The organism is Roseibium aggregatum IAM 12614, assembly GCF_000168975.1.
Classification (GTDB): domain Bacteria; phylum Pseudomonadota; class Alphaproteobacteria; order Rhizobiales; family Stappiaceae; genus Roseibium; species Roseibium aggregatum.
On the sequence record NZ_AAUW01000006.1, the window covers coordinates 251,367 to 265,157 of the forward strand.

The 13,791-nt window shown below is 60.4% G+C and carries 14 protein-coding genes; 4 read left to right on the top strand and 10 right to left on the bottom strand.

The window, feature by feature from the left end:
- Positions 1 to 13: 13 nt before the first annotated feature.
- The 7 genes from SIAM614_RS10330 to SIAM614_RS10360 all read right to left on the bottom strand — a co-directional run bounded on the left by SIAM614_RS10330 (position 14) and on the right by SIAM614_RS10360 (position 5,575).
- Positions 14 to 394 (bottom strand): hypothetical protein, encoded by a 381-nt coding sequence (locus SIAM614_RS10330; protein ID WP_040439807.1) that lies wholly within the window; start codon positions 392 to 394, stop codon positions 14 to 16.
- 131 nt (positions 395 to 525) lie between these two features.
- A complete protein-coding gene (locus SIAM614_RS10335) occupies positions 526 to 1,389 on the bottom strand; it encodes a LysR substrate-binding domain-containing protein (RefSeq protein ID WP_006934247.1) in 864 nt (287 codons plus the stop codon).
- 63 nt (positions 1,390 to 1,452) lie between these two features.
- Positions 1,453 to 2,355 (bottom strand): DUF817 domain-containing protein, encoded by a 903-nt coding sequence (locus SIAM614_RS10340; protein ID WP_006934248.1) that lies wholly within the window; start codon positions 2,353 to 2,355, stop codon positions 1,453 to 1,455.
- A gap of 134 nt (positions 2,356 to 2,489) precedes the next feature.
- The gene (locus tag SIAM614_RS10345) at positions 2,490 to 3,233 is read right to left on the bottom strand and encodes a pyrimidine 5'-nucleotidase (RefSeq protein ID WP_006934249.1); all 744 of its coding nucleotides are present in this window, start codon (positions 3,231 to 3,233) and stop codon (positions 2,490 to 2,492) included.
- Positions 3,230 to 4,117 carry an acetylglutamate kinase gene (gene argB, locus SIAM614_RS10350; RefSeq protein ID WP_006934251.1) on the bottom strand — a complete coding sequence of 296 codons (888 nt, stop codon included), beginning with the start codon at positions 4,115 to 4,117 and terminating at the stop codon, positions 3,230 to 3,232. The genes SIAM614_RS10345 and argB overlap by 4 nt, the downstream gene beginning before the upstream one ends.
- Positions 4,118 to 4,215: 98 nt before the next feature.
- Entirely contained in the window at positions 4,216 to 4,863 is a 648-nt protein-coding gene (yihA, locus tag SIAM614_RS10355) for a ribosome biogenesis GTP-binding protein YihA/YsxC (protein WP_006934253.1), read from the bottom strand.
- Positions 4,864 to 4,897: 34 nt separating this feature from the next.
- On the bottom strand, positions 4,898 to 5,575 hold the full coding sequence (locus SIAM614_RS10360; protein ID WP_006934265.1) for a CatB-related O-acetyltransferase: 678 nt from the start codon (positions 5,573 to 5,575) through the stop codon (positions 4,898 to 4,900).
- Between the two features lie 520 nt (positions 5,576 to 6,095).
- Between SIAM614_RS10360 and SIAM614_RS10365 the strand changes: the two genes are divergently transcribed.
- Entirely contained in the window at positions 6,096 to 6,971 is an 876-nt protein-coding gene (locus SIAM614_RS10365; RefSeq protein ID WP_006934267.1) for a hypothetical protein, read from the top strand.
- An 83-nt stretch (positions 6,972 to 7,054) separates the two neighbouring features.
- Here the strand turns inward: SIAM614_RS10365 and yidC are convergent, their stop codons facing one another.
- Genes yidC through rpmH form a run of 3 tightly spaced genes read right to left on the bottom strand, consistent with a single transcriptional unit; the run spans position 7,055 to position 9,477 of the window.
- A complete protein-coding gene (gene yidC / locus SIAM614_RS10370; protein ID WP_006934269.1) occupies positions 7,055 to 8,875 on the bottom strand; it encodes a membrane protein insertase YidC in 1,821 nt (606 codons plus the stop codon).
- 6 nt (positions 8,876 to 8,881) lie between these two features.
- Entirely contained in the window at positions 8,882 to 9,283 is a 402-nt protein-coding gene (gene rnpA, locus SIAM614_RS10375; RefSeq protein WP_006934270.1) for a ribonuclease P protein component, read from the bottom strand.
- A 59-nt stretch (positions 9,284 to 9,342) separates the two neighbouring features.
- Positions 9,343 to 9,477, bottom strand: coding sequence for a 50S ribosomal protein L34 (rpmH, locus tag SIAM614_RS31170; RefSeq protein ID WP_006934271.1), 135 nt, complete (start codon positions 9,475 to 9,477; stop codon positions 9,343 to 9,345).
- 336 nt (positions 9,478 to 9,813) lie between these two features.
- Between rpmH and SIAM614_RS10380 the strand changes: the two genes are divergently transcribed.
- From SIAM614_RS10380 to SIAM614_RS10390, 3 genes are all read left to right on the top strand, one after another.
- Positions 9,814 to 10,623 carry a TVP38/TMEM64 family protein gene (locus tag SIAM614_RS10380; RefSeq protein ID WP_198137297.1) on the top strand — a complete coding sequence of 270 codons (810 nt, stop codon included), beginning with the start codon at positions 9,814 to 9,816 and terminating at the stop codon, positions 10,621 to 10,623.
- 37 nt (positions 10,624 to 10,660) lie between these two features.
- Complete coding sequence (locus SIAM614_RS10385) at positions 10,661 to 12,091, top strand: dihydrolipoyl dehydrogenase family protein (protein ID WP_006934273.1); 1,431 nt, start codon at positions 10,661 to 10,663, stop codon at positions 12,089 to 12,091.
- 82 nt (positions 12,092 to 12,173) lie between these two features.
- Positions 12,174 to 13,646 (top strand): sensor histidine kinase, encoded by a 1,473-nt coding sequence (locus SIAM614_RS10390; RefSeq protein ID WP_006934274.1) that lies wholly within the window; start codon positions 12,174 to 12,176, stop codon positions 13,644 to 13,646.
- The last annotated feature ends 145 nt before the right edge of the window (positions 13,647 to 13,791 follow it).

The window sequence follows — 13,791 nt, forward strand, 5'->3', positions numbered from 1 at the left end:
CGGTTTTCATCCCTCACGGATTGAGCACGATCACCTTGGTCTGGCCGCCGTTGCAGGTGTAGCAGCAGCTTGAACAGCGGTTGCGGTTCTTGTAGCCGACGCCCCAGTAAAGATTACTGCGATTGCGCACCCAGGCGCCGTAGCAGACCTTCTCGCCGCGCTGGCAGGAGATGTTGATCGTCTTCGTCGAAAAATCGTCGAGCACGTAGATCTTCTTGTTGCCCGGCCAGACATGCCCGCGGCGGGTGTCGGAATAAAGCTCCACATCGACAATGTTCGGATGCTTGCTTTCAAACCGCCAGTGCAGCGTTTCCGCGGATGCCGGTGCTGTGGCACCAGCAAAATAAACGAAAGAGAACGCCAACAAAACGGCGCTCAAAAGCCCCTTACGCATAATACTTCCCCCAAAGTATCCCCCATGAAGAGCTGCCTCAGAGCATTGCCTTGAACGGAAATCCGGCAGCCCGTGCAAACAATGGGGCCTTTTGCAAGAGGAACGCAAGCGTGCGCTGCCAATTCCGGTCTTCACGCAGTGGTTTGCAACCAGTCCCGGAACGCGGCGACAGGCCGGGTCAGCGTGCGGGCTGGCGAGCGCACGAACCAGTATCCGGTCTCCAGCTCAACCAGGTTCCAGTCCGGCATGATCAGATGGCCCGCGTCCAGTTCCTGGGAAACGAAGCGCCTGTCGATCACGATCGCGCCCATGCCAGCAATGGCGGCCTGGATGGCGAGATCCCGGCTCTGCAGCACGGTTCCTGATTTCGTGTCCGAGTGGCTGAGCCCGCTCTCCTCCAGCCAGCGCGTCCAGTCGCCGCGCCGGGAGGCGCTGTGCAGAAGTCTGAGGCCGCCCAGGACGGAGGTATCCGCCGCATCCTTGCCGCGGAGCAGTCCCGGCGCCATCGCCACTGCCAGGTGTTCCTTCCACAAGAGATGGCTCTCAACACTTGGCCAGTTGCCGGTGCCCAGCCGTATCGCGCAGTCGTAGTTCTCGCGGTCGAGATCGACCATCCGGGTGGAGGCGGACAACAGCAGCTCCACATCCGGCTGGTTCGCCTGGAACTGAGGCAGCCGCGGGATCAGCCAGCGGGTGGCAAAGGTGGAAACCGTGCTGATCCTCAATTCCGTACGCCCGCGCCGGCGGAAGCTGTCGACCGCTTCTTCTATCCGGTCGAAGGCATCCCCCATGCTCAGCGCCAGCCGTTGTCCCTCTTCGGTCAGGGTAAGACCACGCCCATCCCGGTTGACCAGGGTCGCTCCCAGCTCGTTTTCCAGCTTGCGCATCAGGTGAGACAAGGCCGACGGCGAAACGCCGAGCTTTTCCGCCGCAAGCGATGCGCGTCCGTGACGGGCCAGCAGGGAAAAGGCATGAAGCGCACGCAGGGACGCCATGGTCGATCTCCGGAAAGTTGAACATTCTTCAATAATGAAGCCCGCAGATCCTGTCGAGATGGATCAGGCCTTTCCGGCGGAACTTTCCCGTTCCGGCCTGTTCACGAGCGTGACCAGCACGAAGGAAATGATCATCAGCAGTACCCAGGCATTCAACTTTGCAATGGAAACCAGCGTCCAGGCATCGGCCTGGTCCGGATACTGCCAGGCGCGGGCGAAGGTGCCGATATTCTCCGCAATCCAGATGAACAGGGCGACCAGAAAAAAGCCGAGCACCAAAGGCATCTTGTGGCGGTAGCGGAACACCGAATAATGAACCCAGGTGCGCCCATAGAGCAGAAAAAGCAGGGCAAACAGACCAAGCCGCAGATCGATGATGAAATGGTGGCTGAAGAAGTTCACATAGATCGCGAGCGCAAACAGCCATGTGGTCCACAAGGGCGGGTAGCCGGTATAGGCGAAGTGGAAGATCCGCGAGACCCGGGCGAGATAGCTGCCGACGGAGGCATACATGAACCCGGTGAACAGGGGCACGCCGCCGATGCGGAAGAGGCTTTCCTCCGGATAGACCCAGGACCCGGCGGACGTCTTGAAGATTTCCATGACCGTGCCGACCACGTGAAAGATCAGGATGATCCTGGCTTCGTCCAGCGATTCCAGACGCGTTGCAAGCATCGCGATCTGAAGACCAACGGCGGCAAGAAACAGGAAGTCGTAGCGGGTGAGAGCAGCATCATCTGGATAGACGAACCGCGTCAGAAGGATGATTGCGAGCAGCAGACCACCGAAGATGCAGGCATAGGCCTGCTTCAGGCCGAAGGCGAGAAACTCCGTCGCCGCCAGGCCGAAGAGGCCGGTTCCAAAGACCGGACGCAGCCCGTGCAGGAGGTGGTTGATAAGCCTCTCCGTTCCGGAGCCGGGACGGGAGGGGGATTGGAGCGGTTGGACGAGCCCGGTGGGTAACATGTGACGCCTCTGCTGAAGAAACCGGCCGGTCCGTAACCGGTCCGGCAGGTCTTCTATGCATCGGGCGATGTGCAGGAACTGTGCAGCACTTTCACAGTTATTGGGAATATCAGGGTTTGCCGTACGGTTGGGCGCTAGCCGATCGCGCCGAGCACGGCCTTCAGGAACCCGGTCAGCTCATCGGTGACGAAATCCACATGCGGATAGGGTTCGCCTTCCATGTCCCAGGTCTCCTGAAACACCTCCCGTGTGCCGGTCGGCAGGATCAGCGTCGTGCACATGCCGAGGGCGTGCGGCACGGTCAGGTTCTTGGCCAGATCCTCGAACATGGCGGCGCGCGCCGGTGCGACGCCCGTATGTGCCAGAAACCGCTCGTAGGTGACCTTGTTGGGCTTGGGCACAAGATCCGCCGAGACGATGTCGAAGATGTCCTCGAAATGATCCGCGATGCCGAGCGCGGCCGCAGTGCGTTCCGCATGCGGGCGGTCGCCATTGGTGAAGATGAATTTTCGCCCCGGCAGGGCCTCGATCGCGGCGGCAAGCTCCGGATCGGGTCTCAGGGTCGAATAATCGATATCGTGGACGAAACGCAGGTAGTCGTCCGGATCGATATCGTGATTGCTCATCAGGCCGCGCAAGGTCGTGCCGAACTCGTGATAGAGCTCCTTCTGATGCGCCATCGCCTCGTCGGGCGGCAGGTTCAATGTCTTCTGTACATAGCGCGAGATCTGTTCGTTGATCTGCGGGAACAGATCGCTCTCGTGCGGGTAGAGCGTATTGTCCAGATCGAAGACCCAGGCTTCAACGCCTTTGAAGATCCTCAGGTCGCGGCGATGAGCCTGCGGGCCCTCGTGGGGCAGGGGGCGTTTTCCGGTCACGGGCGGATCAACGTCCCTGCACCGCCGTCGGTGAACAGTTCCAGCAGCACCGCGTGCGGCACCTTGCCGTTCAGGATGACCACGCCTTCGACACCGCGCTCCAAAGCTTCGATACAGGTTTCGACCTTGGGGATCATGCCGCCGGAAATGGTGCCGTCGGCAATCAGCTCATGCGCCTTGGCAACGGTGAGCTGTTTGATCAGGTTGCCTTCCTTGTCCAGAACGCCGGGCACGTCCGTCAGGAACAACAGCCGTTTGGCGTTGAGCGAGCCCGCAATGGCACCGGCGGCGGTGTCGGCATTGATGTTGTAGGTTTCGCCGTCTTCGCCAGGCGCGACGGGGGCAACAACCGGAATGATGTCTTCCTTCAGCACCAGCTTCAGAACAGTCGGGTCGACCTTGTCCGGTTCGCCGACGAAGCCGAGATCGAGAACGCTTTCGATGTTGCTGTCCGGATCCACTACGGTCCGGGTCAGCTTGCGGGCGGTCACAAGGTTGCCGTCCTTGCCGCACAGGCCAACCGCACGGCCGCCTTCGGCGTTGATCAACTGAACGATTTCCTTGTTGATCGAACCGGCAAGAACCATCTCGACCACTTCCACAGTCGCCCTGTCGGTGACGCGCAGACCACCCTTGAACTCGCTGACGATGTTCAGCCGCTGCAGCATCTTGCCGATCTGGGGACCGCCGCCATGAACCACCACCGGATTGACACCGGACTGGCGCAGCAGCGTGATGTCGCGCGCGAAGGCCTGGCCGAGTTCCGGATCGCCCATGGCATGGCCGCCGTATTTCACGACAACCGTCTTGTTGTCGTAGCGCTGCATATAGGGCAGGGCATGGGCAATGATGTTGGCGCGTGTGGCGGTGTCAGGCGTGGTCATGGAACTGAAATACTCACCGTGGCTGGAAAAAAGTCTCGCGAAAGCCCCCTGCTATAGCCGGTTTGAAGTGGCTTCACAATCGGCGCAGGAAGCAGGCGTCATTGAGTGGCCAGAAGAAACAGCTCCGCCCGCAGTTCATCGACACCGCGGTTCTTTTCCGAGGAGGTGGCCAGGATTTCCGGATGGGCAGCCACCCGTTTGCGCAAGATGGCCTGCGTTTCCTCGATCAGGCGAACGAGCTGCGGCGGCTTGATCTTGTCGGACTTGGTCAGAACGACCTGATAGACGACGGCGGCCTTGTCGAGCAGCTCCATCGCTTCGAGGTCGTTCTTCTTGATGCCGTGGCGGCTGTCGATCAGAAGGATCACCCGGCGCAGGTTCGGCCGACCGCGCAGATAGGAAAACACCAGCTTTGTCCAGGCTTCCACCAGTTCCTTGGGCGCCTGCGCATAGCCGTATCCCGGCATGTCGACGATTGTCAGCGGCGTCTCGGGAGCGATGAAGAAGTTCAACATCTGCGTCCGGCCCGGCGTTGCCGAAGTGCGGGCAAGATCCTTGCGCCCGGTCAGCGCGTTGATCAGGCTAGACTTGCCGACGTTCGACCGGCCCGCAAAGGCGATCTCCGCACCGGCTGCCTCGGGCAGATTGGCCATGTCGGTGACGCTGGTCAGAAAGTCCCATGGCCGGCAGAACATCAGCCGGCCGGCTTCGAGGTCCTCATCGGAATATTTTTGTTCTTCGCTCATAAGCGCCTTCTACCCTGCCTGAAAGCAACCGTCACTAGTTTTGGCGTGCCGCATCGCGATCACTGCTCAACTCTGCTGCGACAGACTCAAGCGCGTTGATATCCGCACCACGGATTGCATCGAGGTTCCGGGAAATCGTTTCGACGGGCCAATTCCACCAGGCGATTTCAAGCAGCCGTTCGATGGTCGCCTCATCGAACCGGAGTTTCACGACCCGCGCTGGATTGCCGACCACCACAGCATAGGGCGGCACGTCGGACGCAACGACCGCGTGCGCACCGATGATTGCCCCCGAACAGATGGTGACACCGGGCATCACCGTCGCATTGGTTCCGAACCAGACATCGTGGCCGACAATGGTATCGCCCTTCAGATGGTCGAAAATGGTCGCAGGGTCGAAGCCCTGTTCCCAGCCATTGTGGAAGATGTTGAACGGAAAGGTGGAAAAACCCGTCATGGCGTGGTTGGCGCCGCTCATGATGAAGGTCGTACCCTGCGCCAGCGCGCAGAACTTTCCGATCTTCAGCCGGTCGCCGACAAAGTCGAAATGGTAGCGTACGTTGCGGTTCTCGAACTCCGCTGCGTGGCTTTCATCATTGTAATAGGTGAAATCTCCGATCTCGATCGTCGGTCGGGTGACGAGGTTCTTGAGAAAAACCGTGTGCGGTTCGCCGTTGAACGGATGGAGCGTATCGGGAGAAGGGCCGTGCATGGGGCCTCCTTGAAAGCAAGAAAACAAGGGAAGTGGAAAACGCGTGTCGGACGCGGTTGACCTGCCGGTGAGCGGCTTCGCCTTGCGGATCAGGTCTTGCTTTATCGGATCATCGGTCCATGCACTCCTTAAGGGGGGGATCCTCACTGATGGCTGAATGAACCATGGCCTCCATAACCGGGTCAAGCCAAGCCTGCCACCCGAACCGGTTTTGCAGTCCGGTTGTGTCTTTCAAGAAACAGAACGCGGCGCGCTTCTTACTTCCTGTGAGGAAGAAGGACACCTTGGCGGCTATTGCAGGTTTTGCTGTGTGCGGCGTCACAAGTGTCAGGCCGCTCCTGCCTCTATCTTGCCGTCAGCGGGCAAGCGCCTGTCTCTAGGTTGAAGAGGGGAAATCACGATGCCGCATTTGCAATGGACTGCCTTCAAAAGGGAAATCGAAGCGCTGCAGGATATCTACCGGTAGGACAACAGATGGGTCGGATGGTGGCGTCATGCTTCCTGGAACAATGAGTGTGTCATGCCCGCCTATATTCGCGCGGCTTACCGGCTCTACGACGCCACGGCCAGGAACGAGCTTGAATTCATCGTACTGGGTGGCACAAGCATCCGTATGGCACGGGATCTGATATTCGCCTTCGGCATTACCGGCCTGAACGGCATCCAGGACGCACCGACCGTTGTCGCGGCCCGCGAGGCACAAGCGGCTCGCGAGGCACCGCGGCCCACAGTAGACCGGAACGGCATGCCGGTTCCCCCACCCGCAAATCCGGACAATCGCGTTGTCCCGGTGAACGGCGTAGGCAGCATCCTCAGCGAAGACCGCTGGACCCCGATCCTGAACGATGCATTGATCGTCGGTTCGGCGACCGCGCAGCATGATTTCGTGATTGCGCTTGACCACTACGAGCAGGGGATCTGGCGTGAATGCGAAGCTTCGCTGAAGCCGGACCTGGCTCGCTTGCATGCCCAATACGCCGGGAGACTTAACGGAAATCCACCGGAGTCCTTTCTGAAAAACACCGAAGAGTACAGGCTTATGGTCTGGCAGCGCTTTTTCAGCTGGAACATGCAGATGTTCTGGGACACAAAACTAAACATTCCCCGTGTACTGACGCGCGAATTGCTCGGGCTCTCGATGTTCGGCTACGAAGTCAAGTTGAGCGACAAGCAGATCGGTTTCAGCCCAAACACGAATGCGCCGGATCCGACCTTCACGGCCTATGTAAATGGATTACGCACCTTGCGCTTTCAGGACAGCGCGGCGCGATCGCGGATCATGCAGACCATCTCCACGTACCTACTAGGCAACAACCACGCCATCGGCTTCACAGCGGACCAGCACACTGTCCGCACGCCACCCATCACAGGCGGCCAGCCAATGCAGTTGGTGTAAATTTAACCGGTGTGATCTGCCCGAAAAAGAAATAGCCCGCCGAATGGCGGGCCTTCTCGTTTTTACCTTGGGCTCGGACTGCCTCAGTTCTTGTCGTCGGGAGCCGCCTTCTTGCGTTTGAACAGGGATCCCAGATTGTCCCAGAGCTCCACCTTGGCTCCCTGACGGCGCATGATCACATATTGCTGCGTCACGGACAGGGTGTTGTTCCACGCCCAGTAGATCACCAGTCCGGCCGGGAAAGAGGCCAGCATGAAGGTGAAGATCACGGGCATCCAGGTGAAGATCATCTGCTGGGTCGGATCGGGCGGAGCCGGGTTCATCTTCATCTGGATGAACATGGTGATACCCATGATCAGCGGCCAGACGCCCAGCATCAGCATCTGCGGCGGATCCCAGGGGATCAGGCCGAACAGGTTGAAGAGGGTGGTCGGGTCCGGCGCCGAAAGGTCCTGGATCCAGCCGAAGAACGGTGCATGCCGCATTTCAATGGTGACGTAGAGCACCTTGTAGAGCGAGAAGAACACCGGGATCTGCACAACGATCGGCAGACAGCCGGCCAGCGGATTGATCTTCTCTTTCTTGTAGAGCTCCATCAGCGCCTGTTGCTGCTTCTGCCGGTCGTCGGAATATTTCTCCCGAATTTCCGTCATCTGCGGCTGCACGAGCTTCATCTTGCTCATGGAGACGTAGGACTTGTTGGCCAGCGGGAAGAAGATCAGCTTGACGATAACGGTGACGACCAGAATGGCGACGCCGAAATTGCCGAACAGGTGGAAGAAATAGTCGATGGCGAAGAACATCGGCTTGGTGAGGAAGTAGAACCAGCCCCAGTCGATCAGAAGCTCGAACCGCTCGATGCTCAGCGCTTCTTCATACCCGTCGAGAAGTTTGGTTTCCTTGGCGCCAGCAAACAGATACGAACTGGTTTCACCGGTCGAACCGCCCGCGACGGTCACACCGTTGCCGAGATAGTCGGCCTGGAACACGTCGGTGGTGGCCGAATGGCTGAAGCCCGGCTGAAATTCCTGACCGGGGGTCGGGATCAGCGTCGCGGCCCAGTACTTGTCGGTAATGCCGAGCCAGCCCTGGTCGACCTTGGACGGCCGAATGGAGCTTTCTTCCACCAGATCGTCGTAATCGACTTCCTTCAGGCCTTCCGCGCCGAACACGCCAAGCAGACCTTCGTGGAGAATGTAGATGCCGTTGGTTTCCGGCATGCCCTTGCGGGCGATCAGGCCGTAAGGATAAAGCGTCACCGCGTCGCTGCCGGTGTTTTCAACCGACTGATTGACCGTGAACATGTAGTTGTCATCGACGGAGAACGTGCGCTTGAAGATGAGACCGGCGCCATTGTCCCAGGACAGCGTCAGAGGCGTTGACGGGGTCAGTGTCGCCTCGCCGTCAACGGACCAGACCGTATCGGGACCGGGCAGGGCAAGGTTCGTGCCCGGGTCACCCACCCAGCCGTAATCCGCGTAATACGGCTTGGGGCTGCCGGACGGGGAGAACAGCACGATGGTCGGGCTGCTCTTGTTGACGGTCTCGTGATAGTCCTTCAGCCGGATGTCGTCGAGACGACCACCCTTCAGATTGACGGAACCTTCCAGACTGGGCGTATCGATGGTCACGCGCTGGGACGCGGCAAGAGCGGCCTCCCGGTTGGCGAAGGCCATCTGCTGTCCAGCCGCCGGCGCGGCAGTATTGGCGCCCTGCGATCCGGTTGGTTGCGGCTTGCTTGGGTTTGCGCTGTCGGTCGCCGTCTGTTGTGCGGCTTCCTGCTGCGCCTGAAGTTCGGCCTGCTGGCGTTCCAACTGAGGCGCGGCAACGAAGTATTGCCAGCCGAGCAGAACAATCAGGGACAGAACGATTGCGAGAATCGTATTGCGGTTTTCAGAAATCAACTGGATTTACCCCTGTTTCCTGCGCTGTGTCGATTGGGCTTGCGAGCCCTGCCGGCGCGGCTTTCCCCGTCCGCGCGGCGTTTGCGGATCCAGCACCTGGCTGAGGCCAGACTTAAGGTCTGCAACGATTTTTTCAAAGGGAAGAGTGAGTGCACTGTCGCGGGCGACGAGCACGAAATCCGCTCTTTGCGGGATATCTTCAGGCACGAGTTCGGCCACGGCGGCTCTAAGCCGCCGCTTTATGCGGCTGCGCACGACCGAATTGCCGGTTTTCTTGGTAACCGTATAGCCTACCCGCGACGCGTCGTCGCTGTCGCGTTTCAAGCCCTGAACGACAAAAGCGCGCCGGCCCAGCCGGCCGCCTTTGGCGACCGCCAGGAATTCGGAGCGCTTTTTCAAAGTGTCCATAGCGGCGGATTGGTGTTGGCAGTGGCCGCCAACCCGGCGCACTGCGGGCTGGTCGCCGATTAGGCGCTGAGGCTCTTGCGACCCTTTGCACGGCGGCGAGCAAGCACCTGACGGCCATTCTTGGTGGCCATACGTGCGCGGAAGCCGTGGCGACGCTTGCGGACAAGACGGCTCGGTTGATACGTACGCTTCATTGTTCTTCCCCGCGCAACTAAGAGCGCGGCCCTTGTTCATTTTATAAATTCTTTGGTGGAAGCACTCGAAGCGCCATGAAGAGCGCGGCTTATACAGCCTTGGGTCCGAATGCATGTCCCGGTCGAGCGCGCTTATACGGGCCATGCCGCCTCAAGTCAACTTTGCAGGTCCAAGATTCTGCGTTTTCCTTTCGATCACACACAGGTGAAGCGCAAAGGGGCGAGCGTCACTTATCAGTGAAGCGCAGTTCTTTTTACGCAGTTTAAGGTACATCTGCCTATCAGGTCAAAAAAGCGGGACGCCCCTGCGACAAAAACAAGCTGATGGAAAAGTGGATGCTGGGTGAAGAGGCCAACAGGATGACGCCGCCTAAGGATACCGGGCCGACCGGCGGGAAGACGCAGGCGCGTACAGGGGCCGCAAGGCTCAAGACGTGGCTTCCGTTGACGGTACTCGCGGCGCTGATGGTGATCGGCTTTGCCCTTGGTCTGCACAAGCAGCTCACCTTGTCCAACCTCATCATGGAGCGGCAGGAACTTGCCGGCTATGTCGACCAGAACCTGGCGCTTGCCGTACTGGTCTATATGTCTGTCTACACGCTGGCCGTCGCCCTGTCGTTTCCAGGCGCATCGTTGCTGACAATCGCGGGCGGCTTTCTTTTCGGCTGGATACTTGGCGGATTTGCAACGGTATTGGGCGCAACCATTGGCGCATGTGCCGTCTTTCTCGTTGCGCGGTCTTCTCTCGGTGAAGTGCTCACCCATCGCGCCGGTCCTTTTCTGGCGCGCCTGGCCGAAGGTTTCCGGAAGGATGCGTTTCATTATCTTCTGTTCCTGCGGCTGACGCCGGTGTTTCCATTCTGGCTGGTCAACATCGCGCCCGCCATTTTCGCAATGCCCTTCTCGTCTTACACGCTCGCCACCTTCATCGGCATCATTCCGGGCACCTTTGCCTTCACCTTTATCGGCTCCGGCCTCGACAGTGTCATTGCCGCGCAGGAGGCTGCGAACCCTGGCTGCGCGGCCTCCGGCACCTGCCAGATCGATGTGGCCGCGCTGGTCACGCCGCAACTGCTTGCAGCGTTCTTCGCGCTGGGGGTGGCCAGCCTCATTCCGGTGATCTTGAAAAAATTCCGTAACCGTTAAACCTGCCGCCATTCGCCTGCGAACCCTGGAGCCTGCCATGGCTGATTTACTGACCCCGGATATTTGCGTTATTGGCGCCGGATCGGCGGGCCTGTCCGTCGCCGCGGCGGCCGCAGCCTTCGGCGTCGACGTGGTGCTGATCGAAAAGGGGCTGATGGGCGGCGACTGCCTTAACTACGGTTGTGTGCCGTCCAAGGCACTGCTGGCCACCGCAAAAGCCGCGCATGCGCAGCAAGTTGAAGAGCGCTTCGGTGTGCATGGCGGGCAGCGGGAGATCGATTTCGCCAGCGCGAACGATCACGTCCGCAAGGTCATCGCCGCCATCGCACCGCATGATTCCCAGGAACGATTCGAGGGTCTTGGCGTCACCGTTCTGCGTGAGGCCGCAAGGTTCACCGGGCCCGACGAGGTGCTTGCCGGGGCATTCCGGATCAAAGCGCGGCGTTTCGTTATCGCAACCGGCTCCTCGGCCTTCATTCCGCCCATCCCCGGTCTGGCAGACGTTCCTTATCTGACCAACGAGACGTTGTTTCAGTTGCGCGAACGTCCGGACCATCTGGCGATCATCGGCGGCGGGCCGATCGGCCTTGAAATGGCGCAGGCCCACCGGCGCCTCGGGTCCAGGGTGACCGTCTTCGAAGCCCAGAAGGCGCTCGGCAAGGACGATCCGGATCTGGGCGCCATCGTGCTGGACACCTTGCGTACCGAGGGCATCAGCATTCTGGAGCAAACGGCCGTCGAGAAGGTGAGCCGATCCGGCACCGGGCTTGTGATCCGCGCAAAGGACGCGGACGGAAAGCCGGTCACGGTCGACGCGTCCCATCTTCTGGTCGCGACGGGCCGTGCGCCCAACGTCGAAGGGCTCGGGCTCGACGAAGCCGGCATCGACCATGACCGCAAGGGCATCGCGGTTGGCAAGGGATTGCGAACGAGCAACCGGCGTGTCTATGCCATCGGCGATGTTGCCGGCGGGCTGCAGTTCACCCATGTGGCGGGCTATCAGGCCGGTCTTGCGATTCGCTCCATCTTGTTCCGCCTGCCGGTCTCCATGAACAACGACATCGTTCCCTGGGTGACCTACACCTCACCCGAACTCGGTCATGTCGGCCTCTCCGAAGCCGAGGCCCGCGCGCGCTACGGCAACAGGGTCAAGGTTCTGACGGCAGACTACGACGGCAATGACCGGGCTCAGGCCGAAGGCCTCACCAAGGGGCGCCTGAAGCTGATCGCGGGGCCGCGCGGCAGGCTGCTTGGCGCGGACATCGTCGGCGCTCAGGCAGGGGAGGTTCTCAATCTTCTGTCGCTCGCCCTGTCGAAGAAGATGACCATGAAGGATCTCACCGGATTCATCGCCCCCTATCCGACATTGGGGGAACTGGTGCGCCGTGCGGCAATTTCTTACTATGCGGAAGCGCCCAAAAATGCTTGGCTGCGCTCAGCGATCGGTTTTCTGCGCCTGTTCGGGTAACCGTCGGCACGGCCGGCTTGAGAGGAGCCGTGGTGCCATCGCTTCTGCGGGGCCGGGGCCTTGGAATTTGGAAAGACGTGACATGAAACATGAGGGCGCGCCGCAAGGGTCGGCTGTCCCGCAGGAACTCGACGCCACGCCCGTGTCACGCGGCGAGGGCTTCGGGCACTATCGGTTCGGCGGCCTGTCGGGCAAGCTTCTGTTGATGACTGTACTTTTCGTCATGCTGGCGGAAGTCCTCATCTATGTGCCCTCGATTGCCAATTATAGAAACACCTGGCTCATGGACCGGCTGACCACCGCCGGTGTGGCAGCTTCCGTGCTGGCGGAAACCAACACCATCGCGCCGCGGCTTCAGGAAGAGTTGCTGCGCGCGACCGGTGCCCTTGCAATTTCGCTCGACGAGGGCGCGCGCCGTAGCCTCATTGCCATGAGCAACGTGCCGTCAGACATGGATTTCGTCTTCGACATGGCCGAGGTCACCCCATGGTCGGCGATCCGGCACAGTTTCGAGATCCTCACCTATCGTGGCGACGGCGCGATGCGGATCATCGGCGTCGGTCAGATGGGGCACACCGAGCATGTGGACGTCGTCCTGCCGGTGCGCCTGCTGCAGCAGGACATGCTTGCGTTTTCCGGCCGTATCCTTGGCTTGTCGCTGGTGATTTCGATCATCACCGCCAGTCTTGTCTATATTACCCTGCGTGCATTGTTCATCCGGCCTCTGCGGCGCCTGACGAGCTCCATGGAACGCTTTGCCGAAAGCCCGGAGGATGCGTCACGCATCATGCCGATCTCCGGCCGCCGGGACGAACTGGGCGACGCGGAAATCCGTCTGGCAGGCATGGAGGAGGCCCTTTCAAGGGCACTCCACCAGAAGCAGAGGCTCGCTGACCTTGGCCTGGCCGTTTCCAAGATCAACCACGACCTGCGCAACCTGCTGGCCTCCGCGCAGCTGTTTCTGGAGCGTCTGGAGCATGTTCCGGACCCGACCGTCAAACGCCTCGCGCCCAAGATCCTGGCAACGCTCGACCGGGCAGTGGGCTATACCCAGGCGGTGATGTCCTACGGCAAGGCCCAGGAGCGGGCGCCGCAACGCCGGTTGCTGGCGCTGCGGCGCGTCGCTGACGATGTCGCGGATGTTCTGGGGCTCGTGGACCACGCGACCGTGCGCTTCGACAACAAGGTGCCGGCGGATATCGAGATCGACGCCGATCCGGAACAGATTTTCCGCGTCCTGCTCAACCTCGTCCGCAATGCCTTCCAGGCGCTGGAAGCGGAAAAGGACGAGTCCCTGGTGCGCCGGATCACCATCGAGGCCGAGCGTGAGGGCGCCTGTGTCCGTGTCCGGGTTTCGGACACCGGGCCAGGCATTCCGGATAATATCCGCAAGGCGCTGTTCAGGGCCTTTCACAGCGGCTCGAAGAACGGCGGTGTCGGTCTGGGGCTGGCGATTGTCGCCGAACTGCTCAAGGCCCATGGCGGTTCGGTGCGACTGGAAGACAATCGGACCGGCACATGTTTCTGTTTCGAGGTTCCCGACCGCAAGCCGTAAGTGGGGGGGCGAACTTATTCACCGCTAAGACTTGCGGAATTTTGCGGCTTTCGGAACTGTGTGACAGTTCCTTGAAAAAAAGTTCAAAAAGGTTCTTGCAATCCCCTCCGGACCGCAGTAGGTAAGCGCCCTGTCCGGGGCACAC